Here is a 14,062-nt window from a genome sequence, read left to right as displayed (position 1 = left end):
TTTCCATAACCAAAACCAGGAGACGAATGATGAAGCTGCAAACTAGAGAACTGCGCGCCACGGTCCTTGCCCTCTCGCTGGCCGGCATCGGCATGGCCGTCCAGGCCCAGGAGGTAATCAAGGTCGGCGTACTTGCCACCCTCGAAGGTGCGCTCGCCGTATCGGGCCAAGATGGCATGCGCGGCATGGAACTGGCGATGAAGGAACATAACTTCAGCGCGGGTGGCAAGAAAATCGAGGTGATCCGCGCTTCTTCCAACGGCAAGCCTGACGTGGCCGTCAACGCTGCCCGCAAGCTGGTCGAGCAAGACAAGGTGCAGGTACTGATCGGACCGCTGTCCGGCTCCGAGGGCATCGCCATTAAGGATTACGCCAAGACCCAGCCTAACGTCATTTTCGTCAACGGCTCCTCGGCGGCTCAGCAAACCACACTGGCCGATCCGTCACCCAACTTTTTCCGCTTCACTACCGATGGTGCCCAGTGGTCCTACGGTCTTGGCTCCTACTCTTACCAGAAGGGTTACAAGAAGGTCGCCATCGTGGCCGAGGACTACGCCTTCCCGTATTCCCAGGTGCAGGGTTTCATGGCCGAGTTTTGCAAGGCCGGCGGAAAAGTGGTGGACAAGCAGTGGGTGCCGCTCGGCTCCAAGGACTACTCCTCGGTCATCGCCAAGCTGCCGAATGACATCGATGCCATCTACGTCGTGTTGGGCGGCTCGGATGCAGTCAACTTCTTTTCGCAGTACGAGCAGGCTGGCGGCAGCAAGCCATTCATTGCCGGCTCCATCACCGTCGACCAGACCGTGCTTGGCTACAAAGGCAAGCGCCGGGATGGCCTGGTTGGCACGCCAGCCGCCGGCCCGATCGCTGACAACTGGGACAATACCGACTGGAAAAAATTCGTGACTTCCTATCAGCAAGCCGGCTTCAAGGATGCTTATCCGACCCCGGGCCTGTTCGCTCATGCCTACTATGTCAACACCAAGGCGGTGCTGACTGGCCTGGACGCGACTAAAGGAGACGTCTCGCAACTTGGCAAGCAGCTTACCTCGATGACGCTGAAGACGCCGACCGGCGATGTCAAGCTGGATGAGAACCGCAACGGCGTGGCCAGCATTTTCCTGACTGAAGTCGCCAAGGGACCGGACGGCAACCTGTACAACAAGGTGGTCAAGGTAACGCCCAACGTTGCCCAGACTCTGGGCATGAGCCGCGACGAATTCCAGAAGATGGGCATCGGCTCCCGCACTAACCCCGACTGCAAGTAAACATCGAGGCAACCAGGACCATCGGTACTCCGTCGCGCGCCGTACTCCGCCGCGCGACGGAGTACCGGTGCCTAGCGATTAGGACCCATTAGGACCCATTTGGAACCTTATTCCATGAATGCAACCAGCATTGCAACCCGAGCGGCTACCGGATTCAACTCCGGCAATGCCCTGGAACTGCACGGCGTCTCGCGCAGCTTTGGGGCGCTCAAGGCAATCGACGACGTCTCTTTCAACGTCGCAGCCAGCGAGCGTTACGCGGTACTGGGCTCGAATGGTGCTGGCAAAACCTCACTGTTCAACGCTATCACCGGCGATTTTCTGCCGACCGCCGGACGTGTGCTGCTGTTCGGCGAGGACGTGACCGTTCTGCCGCCGCAGGAGCGCATCCGGCGCGGGCTTCGCCGCACCTATCAGTCATCGCTGCTGTTTCGCGATCTGACGGTGCGCGATAACTTATTTCTGGCGGTTCGCGGCGTCAATCGCGGTCGCTTCAGTTTTTTTCGTGCCAAGACGGACGACGCCAGTGCAGCGTCGGCAAGGGATCTGCTCGAGCATGCGCGCCTCGCGCACCTGGCCGATGCCCCAGTGTCGGAACTGTCGCATGGGCAGCAGCGCCAGCTGGAAATCGGCATGGCATTGGCTGGAGCGCCGCGGCTGATTCTGTTCGATGAGCCGGCAGCGGGGCTGTCGCCGGCTGAGCGCAAGGAGCTGGTTGCGCTGTTAAAGGGCCTGCCGCAGCACATCGGTTACATCATCATCGAACACGACCTTGAGATTGCGCTCAACGTGGTCGAGCGGGTCACGGTCATGCATAACGGGCGCGTGCTATGCCACGGGACGCCGCGCGAGATTGAAGACAATCCGCAGGTGCAGGCGATCTATATGGGGGAGCATGGCCATGGCCACCATTAAGGGCATGACGCGCGGCCTGACCGACGGCGCGACCGACGCGCCCATCCTCGAAATCCGCGATCTGGACGTCTACTACGGGCAAGCGCATGCGCTGCAGGGCGTATCGCTCGCTCTGGACAAGGGCGTGTTGGCCGTTGTCGGCAAAAACGGCATGGGCAAGACTTCGCTTTGCAATGCCGTCACGGGGCTGGTGCCGGCGCGCGGCAGCGTGCGCTTTCAGGGCGCCGAAATGCTTGGCATGTCGCCGCACCGGATTACTCATGCCGGCATTGGCTACGTACCTCAGGGGCGACGGGTATGGCCGTCGTTGAGCGTGGACGAACATCTACGGCTGGCTTCCCGGACGGCGCGGCGCGGCGAATGGACCGTGAAGCGGATCTACGAACTGTTCCCGCGGCTGGGCGAGCGCAAGGAAAACGGCGGCGCTCAATTATCGGGCGGCGAGCAGCAGATGCTGGCCATCGGCCGGGCCTTGCTGTTTAATCCGAAGCTGCTTGTCATGGACGAGCCAACCGAAGGCCTGGCGCCAGTGATCGTCGAGCACGTGGCTGACATGATCCGCAAGCTGGCGCGGGATGCAGGCGTCTCGGTACTGCTGATCGAGCAGAATTTGGGTGTCGCCATCGATGTCTCGGATACGGTTGCGGTGCTGGTCAACGGCCGGGTGGCGCGGGTACTTCCGGCCGCCGAACTCGGCGCTGACCGGGAATTGCAGCAGCGTCTGCTGGGCGTGCGCGGCGGCGAAGAGGGTAATGAAGAATCCGTTTCGCGCTCGGCGCAGGCAGAAGGCGGCGGCAGCGGAGGCGAACAGAACGGTTCCGTCATTGAGATCCTGACTATACGTCGTGGCGGCGACGCCTTGGGCCGGGACGACGATGCCAGCGCGAACCTGGAACGGGTGACGCGTTGGGAGCGGCAGCCACAGTCTGCTGCATCGGCGCTGCCGTCGTTGCCGGCGCAGCCGCCGGCCCCGATTGCGTCGGCAGCCGGTAAGCTTGCCGACGAAGCGCGCGTCTTTGACTTCCCGGTGGCGGCAACCATGGAGCGCGCCGCCTATATCGTCGGCACCTTCGATACCAAGGGCCGCGAACTGTTCTACCTGCGCAACTGCATCGACCGGATGGGCATCCGTACGGTGACTGTCGATCTATCAACGAGCGGCGCACCATCTTCCGCGAACGTGCACCCGCGCGAAGTCGCACGCTTCCATCCCGGCGGCGAGCAGGCGGTGTTCTGCGGTGACCGTGGCGCGGCGGTAAGCGCGATGGCGGAAGCGTTCAAGGCCTTCCTGCCCAGCCGGCGCGACCTCGGTGGCATTATCTCGGCGGGCGGCTCCGGCGGGACCGCGCTGGCCACGCCCGCGATGCGTGCACTGCCCGTGGGCGTGCCGAAAGTGATGGTGTCAACTGTCGCCTCTGGCAATATCAAGCCGTATATCGAGCAGACCGACATCTGCATGATGTACTCGGTCACTGACGTCTCGGGCCTGAACCGCATCAGCGAGCAGGTGCTCGGCAACGCCGCGCATGCGCTGGCCGGCATGATTGCCCACCCGGTCCGGCCAGCCTCCGAAGCCAAGCCAGCGGTCGGCTTGACGATGTTCGGCGTCACCACGCCCTGTGTGCAGGCAGTGACAAGGGCGCTGGAGGAGCGCTTCGACTGCCTGGTGTTTCACGCTACCGGGACAGGTGGCCAATCGATGGAAAAGCTGGCTGAATCCGGGTTGCTCGACGGGGTAATCGACATCACCACGACCGAGATTGCCGACCACTTGGTAGGAGGCGTATTCTCGGCCGGCGAGCAGCGCATGGACGCCATCATACGGAGTCGCTTGCCTTACGTCGGCTCCTGCGGCGCGCTCGACATGGTGAACTTCCATGGCATCGACACCATGCCAAGCCAATTCCGCGGCCGCACCCTGGTCAGGCATAACGACAACGTGACGCTGATGCGTACCTTGCCTGAGGAAAACCACCGCTTTGGCGAATTCATCGCGGCCAAGCTGAACCGTATGGAAGGGCCAGTGCGCTTCCTGATTCCAGAAGGCGGCGTGTCGCTGCTTGATGTGCCGGGCCAGCCCTTTCACGACCCTGCTGCCGACCGGGCACTGTTTTCGGCAATCGAGAAGGACTTCCGCGCAGGCCCGCAGCGCAGGCTGATCAAGCTGCCCTATAACATTAACGACGCGCGTTTTTCCCAAGCGCTAGTCGAAGCTTGGCTGGAGATCGCCGTCAACAACCGCGCGCCGCTGCGCCAGGCACGCTAGGAGACGACATGGCAAGAATCGAACGACAACAGGTCTTGGCCAAGTTTCGCGCAATGATCGAACGCGGCGAACCGATTATCGGCGGCGGCGCTGGCACCGGACTGTCGGCGAGGTGCGAGGAAGCCGGCGGCATCGACTTGATCGTAATCTATAACTCCGGGCGCTACCGCATGGCCGGGCGCGGCTCGCTGGCCGGCCTGCTAGCCTATGGCAACGCCAATGAGATCGTGGTGGAGATGGCACACGAAGTACTGCCGGTGGTCAAGCGCACGCCGGTACTGGCAGGTGTCAACGGCACAGACCCTTTCATGATTCCGGAGCACTTCCTGCGTCGCCTGATTGATCTCGGGTTCTCTGGCATCCAGAACTTCCCGACCGTAGGGCTGATCGATGGCAGCTTCCGGGCCAACCTGGAAGAAACCGGCATGGGTTACGGCCTGGAAGTGGATTTGGTGCGGAAGGCGCGGGAACTTGACCTGCTTACCACCCCGTATGTATTCAGCGAGGGGAATGCGGCCGACATGGCACGCGCCGGTGCCGACATCGTGGTCTGCCATCTCGGCCTCACCACCGGCGGAGCGATCGGGGCAGAAACGGCGCTCGGGCTGGCGGAATCTGTCCCCCGCATACAAGCGTGGGCCGAAGCGGCGCGCCGCTTCAATCCGGACGTGATCGTGTTGTGCCACGGCGGGCCGATCGCGACGCCGGCCGATGCGCAATTCATCCTTGGCGAATGCCGCGAATGCAACGGGTTCTATGGTGCTTCCAGCATGGAGCGTCTGCCCGTCGAGGTCGCGCTGACTGAACGTACGCGCGAATTCAAGAACATTAAGTATTAACAGGAGTATGACCATGAGTGGTGCTGATTTCGGAATGTTTATGCTGGGCCTCGTCACGGTGGCCATCGTCGTTGCAGTGGCAGTCTGGCTGCTGCACTGGTTATACCTGCGCTCGTCCAAGGAGCGTGCTTTCGTGCGCACCGGCTTGGGCGGTGAGAAAGTAGTGCTCAACGGCGGCGCATTTGTGCTGCCGATCGTGCATGATGTCATCCCGGTCAACATGAATACCCTGCGTCTGGAAGTTCAGCGCGGCCGTGACAAGGCGCTGATCACCAAAGACCGCATGCGTGTAGACGTCATCGCCGAGTTCTATGTGCGCGTGGCTGCTAATGCATCGTCGGTAGCGGTCGCTGCCCAGACCCTGGGTCAGCGTAGCATGGAGCCGGAGCAGCTCAAGGAACTGGTCGAGGGCAAGTTCGTCGATGCGCTGCGTACCGCCGCCGCCGAGATGACCATCGAGGAAATGCATGAAAAGCGCGGGGAATACGTCAAGCGCGTACGTGCCATCGTTGCCGACGACCTCACCAGGAATGGACTGGAGCTGGAAGCGGCGTCGCTGACCCAGTTCGACCAGACGTCGATGGAGTATTTCAATCCCTCCAACCAGTTCGACGCCGAGGGCCTGACGCGACTGACCGAGCAGATCGAGCGCCGCAAGAAGCAGCGCAACGATATCGAGCAGGATACGCTCATCTCAATTCGGACCAAGAACCTGGAAGCCGAGAAGCTGTCCCTCTCGATCGACCGTGAAGCCGAATATGCACGCCTGTCTCAGGAACGAGAAGTAGAGATTGCCCGTGCCCAGCAGCGCGCCGAATTAGCACGAGAGCGGGCCGAAACCGACCATCAAGCCGAGCGTGCCCAGATCGCCTCCCGCGAAGCTATCGAACAGGCGCGGGTGCGTTCCGAGAAGCTGCTCGAGGCTGAGCGCATCATGAAGGAACGCGAGATTCAGGCCGCCAACATTGAGCGCCGGCAGGCGCTCGAGCTGGCCGAGCAGCAGCGCGCCATCGCTGTAGCTCAGCAGTCAAAGGCACAGTCCGAGGCGCAGGCCGCAGCTGATGCCGCCCGTGCTGAAGCGGTGTCCGCCGAGGAGAGGGTATTCTCCGCACGTGAAGTGGAGATTGCCGAGCGCCGTAAGCAGATCGAACTGATCGCCGCCAGCCAAGCCGCGGAACGTGAAGCGCTGGGCAAGCGCTTGGCCGCCGAGGCGGAAAAGCTGGCTTCCGCCGACCGGGGCGAGGCGATCCGCGCTCACGCCGAAGCCGAGGCGGATGCCGAGAAGATCCGCGCCGTCGCGACCCGTATCCGCCAGGAAATCGAAGCCGAAGGACTGCGGCAGATGAACGAAGCCTCCAATGTCCTGTCGGCCGACGCCCGTACCTCGGCTCTACGTATGAAGGTAGTGGAGAAGATGGATGCCATTATCCGTGAATCGGTCAAGCCAATGGAGCGCATTGAAAGCATCAAGATTCTGCAACTCGACGGTTTTGGCGGCGCGGGCGGTGGCAATAGCGGCGGCGGCGATCACGGCGGTGGACTGGCCGACGGCGTGGTGAGCTCCGCATTGCGTTACCGCGCGCAAGCGCCCATCGTCGATCAGCTGCTGCGCGAGATTGGACTCGATGCCAAGGACCTGACGCGTGCTGCAGCATCGGCATTGCCTGCTGCAGTGACCGCAGGCGCAACAGCCGCAACAGCCGCAACAGAGCATAAAGACGGCGAGTCGTCGGAGTAGGCGGAGATGATACGCGTTTATACCAGCAGCGTGATCGATGCTCCGGCCGATCAGGTATGGGGGAAAGTGCGCGACTTCAACGGTCTGCCGCAGTGGGCACCGTTTGTTGCTGAAAGCCGGATCGAGGGCAGTCTTCCCTCCGACAGCATCGGCTGCATCCGCAACTTCCAGCTGCGTTCCGGCGGCACGATACGCGAACAGTTGCTGGCTCTGTCGGATTACGAGTACACCTGCGTCTATTCGATACTGGAGAGCCCGATGGGCGTTGACAATTATGTAGCGACGTTGAAGCTGACGCCGGTTACTGATGGCAATCGTACCTTCGCCGAATGGACGGCGGAATTTGACTGCGCCAGGGAACGCGAGAAGGAGCTTGCCGAGTCGATCGGGCAGGGCGTCTTTCAGGCGGCATTCAATTCACTCAAGAACCTGGTTGCCGGACGCTGATGCCGCTTCATTTCCAAAAACATGCAACATAGAAAATCAGTCAATTGAACAGGAAGACCTCCATGTCACGCATACATTTTCCTCTACGAATCATGATTGCGAGCGCCGTACTTGCTCTGTCCGGTGCGTGGGTTTATGCGGCCGATGAAGCTTGGCCTGCAAAGCCGATTACCATCATCGTTCCTTTCCCACCCGGAGGCGTGGCCGACACAGTTGCCCGTCCCGTAGCGCAGGCGCTGGCAAAGGAACTGAAGAAAAGCGTGGTTGTGGAAAATCGTGCCGGCGCTGGCGGCGGTATCGGCATTGCGCAGGTTGCCAAGGCAACGCCGGACGGCCATACCCTGCTTATGTCGCTCTCATCGATGACAACCATTCCTGAGGCCGACAAGATTCTCGGGCGGCCTGCGATGTTTGAGCTGGCGCAACTCAAACCCATTGCTCGCTTTACCGCCGACCCCACCGTGCTGGTGGTGCGGGCCGACAGTCCCTGGAAAAATCTTAATGATTTCATCGCCGCAGTGCGCAGCAAACCTGGTGCTTACTCATACAGTTCCTCCGGCAATTACGGGACCATGCATGTGCCGATGGAAATGTTGAAAGCGCAGGCCAATCTGCGTATTCTGCATATTCCCTATACCGGCGCAGCACCGGCCGTGCTTGGTTTGCTCAGCGGCCAGGTCGATGCGGTCTCAACTGGCCCTGCCAGCGTTGTCCAGCATATCAAGTCGGGTAAGCTGCGTGCACTTGCGCACTGGGGAACCGACCGTCTCTCCGCGCTCCCTGAGGTGCCTAGTCTCAAGCAATCAGGTTTCCCCGTCGAATATGCACAATGGTCAGGGCTGTTCGTGCCTGCAAATACCCCCGAACCCGTCATAGCCAGACTGCGCGATGCTGCGCAAAAGGTTGCGGAAGATCCTGCAGTTAAGCAGGCCATCAGCACCGCAGGTAGCCCAATCATGTATATGGATGCACCGGAATTCCAGCGTTATCTCGCCGCCGATGCAGAGAAAATGAAGGATGTGGTGAAGAAAATCGGAAAGGTCGACTAGCTATTGGAGTGCAGCGTTTATAGGCTAGGGGCATTCTAGCCAAGGGGCGACGTGGTTAAAGCGATGACAAGTGTCGCATCGCTTAACCTTCCGCCACGGTCCCAGCAGTTTCTCGAACTTGATGATTAGGTTTTAGCACCGAGCTTGAGCATCTCCACGAGGAGTTCTACAGTTCTTTCTGCAGCAAGGTGCTGGTCATACCATTTTTCGAACTCGTCAAGACTAGAAAAATAGTCAATCTCTGTGTCTTCGAAAGATGTTTGTATTCTCGTATCGGTCATTTCAAGTGCTTCATAAGGTAAGAAATTCTGTGACTAAGCACGCCTAATCAAGTTCCAGTTCTCGCCAATGCGGCGACGTTCTCAATGCTATTCGCCCTAATACAGCCCTCGTCCAAAATACGTATAGCGGCAAGGTAGGTTTCAGAGCTTCCATTGCGATTTCAAGCGAAAAGCCGTGATTCAAGCGCTCGCGTTTTGTCGTTTTATTATCGCCGTCAGGCTCCCTTCGATACATTCTTTAGATCGTACAAGCCATATTTACGATTGGACATGGATTGATCGCTGAATGATGATCTCTCTACCGCCACATCGAGCGGTTTCAACAAGTGAGGAGACCTACATGAAATTCATGGCAACGTTCGTCGGAACCATAGGGTTGCTGATAACCGCTGGTTCTGCCAGTGCACAGACATATCCCTCGGGACCGATCACCTTGGTAGTGCCCTTTGCTGCCGGCAGCGGTACCGACGGGGTTGCACGGGTGGTCGCACAGAAATTAAGCGACCGGCTGAAGCAGCCCGTGATCGTGGACAACAAACCGGGCGCAAGCGCGCAGATTGCGGCGGTGCATGTCGCTGGCGCCAAGCCGGATGGCTATACGTTGATGATGACCACCAATACCTCCCACTCCGCCAATCCGAGCCTGTTCAAGGCGCTGCGCTATGACCCGGTAAAGGATTTCACACCCGTCACGCTGGTCGGCGAGTTGCCATTTGCAGTCGTCGTTAATCCGAAACTGCCTGTTAAAACACTGAAGGAATTCGTTGATTATGCCAAGGCCAATCCCGGCAAGTTGTCCTACGGCACGCCCAACAGCACATCGCTGGTCGCGACGGAGACCATAAAGCGGCTGGCTGGCATCAATATGCTTCAAGTCCCGTATAAATCCAGTCCGCAGGCAATGACTGATCTGATCGGTGGACAGATCGATTTCTACGTAGTCGATTTCGGCTCAGGCATGTCAATGCTTAAGACAGATAAGGTCAGAACGCTCGCGGTGACTACTGCCGCGCCGTCAAGACTACTGCCGAATGTGCCACCCGTGGGCCAGACAGTTCCTGGCTTTGATCTGACGTCATGGAACGGCATCTTCGGCCCGGCGGGAATGCCCAAACCCATCGTCGATCGCCTTAATACCGAAATCCTGGCGGTCCTCGGGGATAAAGAAGTGCAGGACAAGCTTGCGACACAGGGTTTCCAGGTGAGCCCGTCGGCGACGCCACAGGAATTCGCGAAGTACGTCGTTGCGCAACGTGACCACTGGAGCATGCTCATCAAGCAGGCCGGCATCCAACCCGAATAGGTAAGGTATGACAACGCAATCAGGCCCGCTGGCGGGCATCCGGATTCTCGACATGACCTCGGTCATCATGGGGCCATACGCAACACAGATCTTGGCATCGCTCGGTGCCGACGTCATCAAGATCGAGACGCCGGACGGCGACAACATGCGTCATGTCGGACCCATGCGCCATGCCGGCATGGGCCACATCTTCCTTCACGCCAATCAGGGCAAGCGAAGCATCGTGCTCGACCTGAAACAGCCGCAGGGACGCGAAGCGGTGCTGAGCCTTGCCGAGCATGCCGATGTGCTGATCACGAACGTGCGACCACAAGCCATCGCACGCCTCGGTCTCGACTATGAATCGGTCCGGCAGCGCAACCCCCGCATCATTCATGTCAGCTGCTGCGGCTTCGGACAGGATGGGCCATATGCGGAGAAGGCTGCCTACGACGACCTGATTCAGGGTGCCACCGGCTTGCCATGGCTCATGCAGCAGTATGGCGCAGAAGCGCCATGCTATGCCCCGGTCACCATGGGAGACCGCGTCACTGGCTTGCATGCGGTGTATGCGGTAACGACGGCATTGTATGCGCGTGAGAAAAGCGGGACAGGGCAGGCAGTCGTGGTGCCCATGTTCGAGGCGATGTCGCAGTTGGTGCTGGGTGACCACCTGGCCGGATTGTCGTTCGAACCGCCGGAGGGCGAGCCGGGCTACGCACGTCTGCTTACTGCGCATCGTCGGCCTTATCAAACCCGCGATGGTTATCTTTGCGTGCTGATCTATAACGATAAGCACTGGCGCAACTTCTTTGCCGCCATCGGCGATCCGGAGCGTTTTACCCGGGACGAGCGCTTTTCGACGCACCGCATGCGCGCCGCCCATATCGATGCTGTCTATGCAGAAGTCGCCTCCCTGATGCGCGAAAGGACCACGGCGGAATGGCAAGCCCTACTCGATGAGGCTGACATTCCCAACATGCCAATGAACTCCCCGGCCGACCTGCTTGAAGACCAGCACCTGCGGCAGACGGGCTTCATTCGTGAGGTTATACATCCGACCGAAGGGGCGATACGCACCACGGGAAATCCGACTTCGTGGTCGCAGACCCCGCCTAATCCCGAGGTGTCGCCGGCGCCGCTGCTCGGACAGCATTCCGCCGAGATCCTGGCTGAGGCGGGTTATTCGGTACAGCAGATTGAACAATTGATCGCCAGCGGCGTGACCGCTTGCCATTCGCTCGACAAGGAGAACAGTTAATGACCAATCGATATCTGGTGCGCGCTGGCGAGGCGCCCGCCTATTCGCCGGCAAACCACACCGGCACGATTAACCGGCGCCTGATCGGTCGGGAGAACGTCGGTGCCAAGCATGTCGAAGTCGTGCTGGGCGTCATCGAGCGTGATGGCGGAGCACTGCCGCATTCACATCCTGGCATTGAGCAGGTGTGTTACTTGCTAGAAGGCAGCGCGCGTGTCGAAGTTGGCGGCGAGATGTTCGACATGCTTCCGGGGGACACCTGCTTCTTTCCTGCGGATGCAATGCATGTATTCACGGTTACCAGTGAAAAGCCGGCCCGGTTACTAGTGATATACAGCCCGCCTTATGCGGAATCCAATGCCCGCACGACCGCTAACCTGCCGAAGGAGTAAAGAATGGACTACTTGCTGAGCGCAGAACAGGAACAGATACGTAGTGCTATCGAAAAGCTGTGCGTCCCATTTGATGATGACTATTGGGCGACCAAGGATCGCGAGGGCGGATTCCCTGAGGATTTTCATCGCGCGCTGGGAGAGGCCGGCTGGTTGGGCATTGCGATGCCGGAGGAATACGGCGGAGCAGGGCTGGGCATCACCGAGGCGGCATTGATGATGCAAACGATCGCCAGCACCGGCGCGGGTTTATCAGGTGCGTCGGCCGTACACATGAATATATTTGGCTTGCATCCAGTGGTTGTGTTCGGCACCGACGAGCAGAAGCGGCGTTGGCTTCCACCCCTTATTCAGGGTAAGGACAAGGCCTGCTTCGCGGTGACGGAACCCAATACCGGTCTCAATACGCTCAAGCTCGCTACCCGTGCCGTACGCGAAGGTGACCACTATGTGGTGACGGGGCAGAAAGTCTGGATCTCGACGGCTCAGGTCGCCAACAAGATGCTGCTGCTCGCCCGTACCACGCCGGTGGAGGAGGCCAAAGGCACCGATGGTCTTTCGCTGTTCTACACTGATCTCGACCGCAGCCACGTGGAAGTACGCGAGATCGAGAAGATGGGCCGCAAGGCGGTTGATTCCAACCAGGTCTTCATTGATGGTCTGCGTATCCCGGTCGAGGATCGCATTGGCGAGGAAGGCAAAGGTTTCAACTACATCCTCCACGGTCTGAATCCGGAACGGATCCTGATCGCGGCGGAAGCCATTGGCCTCGGCCGCGCTGCGCTGCGCCGCGCAGCCGAGTATGCGAAAGAGCGCATCGTGTTTGACCGGCCCATCGGTCAGAACCAGGGAATACAGCATCCCTTGGCAAAATCATGGATGGAACTCGAGGCGGCCAACCTGATGGTGTTCAAGGCAGCCTCGTTCTATGACAGCGGCAGGCAATGCGCCGCGGAAGCCAACGCTGCCAAGTACCTTGCTGCCGAAGCGTGTTTTCATGCTTGCGAGAATGCTATCTTTACCCACGGTGGCATGGGCTATGCAAAGGAATACCATGTCGAGCGTTATCTGCGAGAATCGTGGATTCCAAGGCTCGCGCCCGTTAGTCCGCAGCTCATCTTGTGCTTTATTGCCGAGAAAGTACTTGGACTGGCGAAATCCTATTGACCGCACAGCATGCGTATTGCATGCGTATTGAAGGCATAAGGAGGAAAAGCGCCTTTATTTATTGTTTATACGACCTTCAACGCACGGGGAGACATGGAGCTCAGGCACTTACGCTATTTCGTCGCTCTTGCCGAAGAACTGCATTTTGGCCGCGCGGCATTGCGGCTCGCAATCACTCAGCCGCCGCTAAGCTTCTCGATTCAGTCTCTGGAAAAGGAGCTTGGCATCCGGCTCTTCGAGCGCGACAACAAGCGCGTGAGCCTGACGGCGGCGGGGAAGGCGTATTACATCGAGGCGCAAGCGATCCTCGATCGGCTCGAACATGCGAATGACACTGCTCGTTCAGTGGCGTCCGGCAGTCTAGGACGACTGGATATCGGGTTCACGGGATCGATGGTGTACCGCGACGTGCCTGACATCGTCACCTGTTTTCTTGCGCGGCATCCCAGCATCGAGGTCACCCTGCGCGAGCAATCATCGATGGAACAAATCGACGGCCTGAAGCATGGAAGGCTCGACGCAGGCTTTGTCAACGTGCCTCACATACCGGATGGCCTGGCGGGTCTTGCACTGCCTGACGACGCATTCGTTTGCTGCCTTCCTGCCTCGCATCCACTGGCGGGGCGAGAGCAGATCGCGTTGAAGGAACTCGTCGGCAGGCCCTTTATCATGTTCGCACGCGAGATATCGCCGGCGAACTACGACAATGTGATCGCCATCTGCCGACAGGCTGGCTTTGAACCGCAGACCCGATATGCGGCGAGACAATGGCTTACCATTACCGCGTTGGTAGCAAACGGTCTCGGCGTATCGCTGGTGCCGGCATCCCTGGCGCGATCGGCGATCTCCGGCGCGCGGTTCGTGCCTATTCTCGGCGCGCGTGCTGTATCAGCGGCGCATCTGTTGTGGAATCCTGCAAGCATCACTCCAGCGCTACGGCTTTTTCTTGATGCCGCGGCGAAGCGGTTAGCCGATCTGCTTTAATAAGAGCCGGAAATCTGGCTCAGGAGCATGATGTAGTTATGCAGGCAGGTCGGAAAAGAAAAAAGCCCGCAGACCTTGCGGTAGCGGGCGAATCCAATTCAAGTTGAGTTGGAGGAGACAGATTCATGATACTGCGCCGCACCATCGTTGTCTTCTTTAATTTCTTTATATGC

12 protein-coding genes and 1 pseudogene are annotated in these 14,062 nt (G+C 59.5%); all 13 read left to right on the top strand.

The genetic code is table 11. From position 1 onward, the window contains the following. The first annotated feature begins 26 nt into the window (after positions 1-26). The 13 genes and pseudogenes from ASE07_RS24210 to ASE07_RS24155 all read left to right on the top strand — a co-directional run bounded on the left by ASE07_RS24210 (position 27) and on the right by ASE07_RS24155 (position 13,889). Positions 27-1,268: an ABC transporter substrate-binding protein gene (locus ASE07_RS24210; protein WP_200961013.1), complete on the top strand. Its 1,242-nt coding sequence runs from the start codon at positions 27-29 to the stop codon at positions 1,266-1,268. Between the two features lie 114 nt (positions 1,269-1,382). After that, the gene (locus tag ASE07_RS24205) at positions 1,383-2,183 is read left to right on the top strand and encodes an ABC transporter ATP-binding protein (RefSeq protein ID WP_057293369.1); all 801 of its coding nucleotides are present in this window, start codon (positions 1,383-1,385) and stop codon (positions 2,181-2,183) included. Then, positions 2,164-2,685, top strand: a pseudogene (locus ASE07_RS30445) (ABC transporter ATP-binding protein); the annotation flags it as partial. The gene ASE07_RS24205 and the pseudogene ASE07_RS30445, both read left to right, overlap by 20 nt. A 537-nt stretch (positions 2,686-3,222) precedes the next feature. Beyond that, positions 3,223-4,449, top strand: coding sequence for a Tm-1-like ATP-binding domain-containing protein (locus ASE07_RS29535; protein ID WP_200961017.1), 1,227 nt, complete (start codon positions 3,223-3,225; stop codon positions 4,447-4,449). An 8-nt stretch (positions 4,450-4,457) separates the two neighbouring features. Beyond that, on the top strand, positions 4,458-5,288 hold the full coding sequence (locus tag ASE07_RS24195) for a phosphoenolpyruvate hydrolase family protein (protein WP_057293368.1): 831 nt from the start codon (positions 4,458-4,460) through the stop codon (positions 5,286-5,288). 13 nt (positions 5,289-5,301) lie between these two features. Further along, positions 5,302-7,026, top strand: coding sequence for a flotillin family protein (locus ASE07_RS24190; RefSeq protein ID WP_200961012.1), 1,725 nt, complete (start codon positions 5,302-5,304; stop codon positions 7,024-7,026). 6 nt (positions 7,027-7,032) lie between these two features. Beyond that, positions 7,033-7,473, top strand: a complete 441-nt coding sequence (locus tag ASE07_RS24185) for an SRPBCC family protein (protein ID WP_057293366.1) — start codon at positions 7,033-7,035, stop codon at positions 7,471-7,473. 62 nt (positions 7,474-7,535) lie between these two features. Next, positions 7,536-8,522, top strand: coding sequence for a Bug family tripartite tricarboxylate transporter substrate binding protein (locus tag ASE07_RS24180; protein ID WP_156396961.1), 987 nt, complete (start codon positions 7,536-7,538; stop codon positions 8,520-8,522). Between the two features lie 630 nt (positions 8,523-9,152). After that, entirely contained in the window at positions 9,153-10,106 is a 954-nt protein-coding gene (locus ASE07_RS24175) for a Bug family tripartite tricarboxylate transporter substrate binding protein (protein WP_442946126.1), read from the top strand. 7 nt (positions 10,107-10,113) lie between these two features. Next, positions 10,114-11,346: a CaiB/BaiF CoA transferase family protein gene (locus tag ASE07_RS24170; protein ID WP_057293364.1), complete on the top strand. Its 1,233-nt coding sequence runs from the start codon at positions 10,114-10,116 to the stop codon at positions 11,344-11,346. Continuing rightward, the gene (locus ASE07_RS24165) at positions 11,346-11,738 is read left to right on the top strand and encodes a cupin domain-containing protein (RefSeq protein ID WP_057293363.1); all 393 of its coding nucleotides are present in this window, start codon (positions 11,346-11,348) and stop codon (positions 11,736-11,738) included. Before ASE07_RS24170 ends, ASE07_RS24165 begins: the two co-directional genes overlap by 1 nt. Before the next feature lie 3 nt (positions 11,739-11,741). Then, positions 11,742-12,905, top strand: a complete 1,164-nt coding sequence (locus ASE07_RS24160) for an acyl-CoA dehydrogenase family protein (RefSeq protein WP_057293362.1) — start codon at positions 11,742-11,744, stop codon at positions 12,903-12,905. A 93-nt stretch (positions 12,906-12,998) separates the two neighbouring features. After that, positions 12,999-13,889 carry a LysR family transcriptional regulator gene (locus tag ASE07_RS24155; RefSeq protein WP_057293361.1) on the top strand — a complete coding sequence of 297 codons (891 nt, stop codon included), beginning with the start codon at positions 12,999-13,001 and terminating at the stop codon, positions 13,887-13,889. Positions 13,890-14,062 lie beyond the last annotated feature (173 nt).

Source organism: Noviherbaspirillum sp. Root189 (genome assembly GCF_001428545.1).
GTDB lineage: Bacteria > Pseudomonadota > Gammaproteobacteria > Burkholderiales > Burkholderiaceae_D > Noviherbaspirillum.
This window is presented reverse-complemented; position numbering and strand designations above follow the sequence as displayed.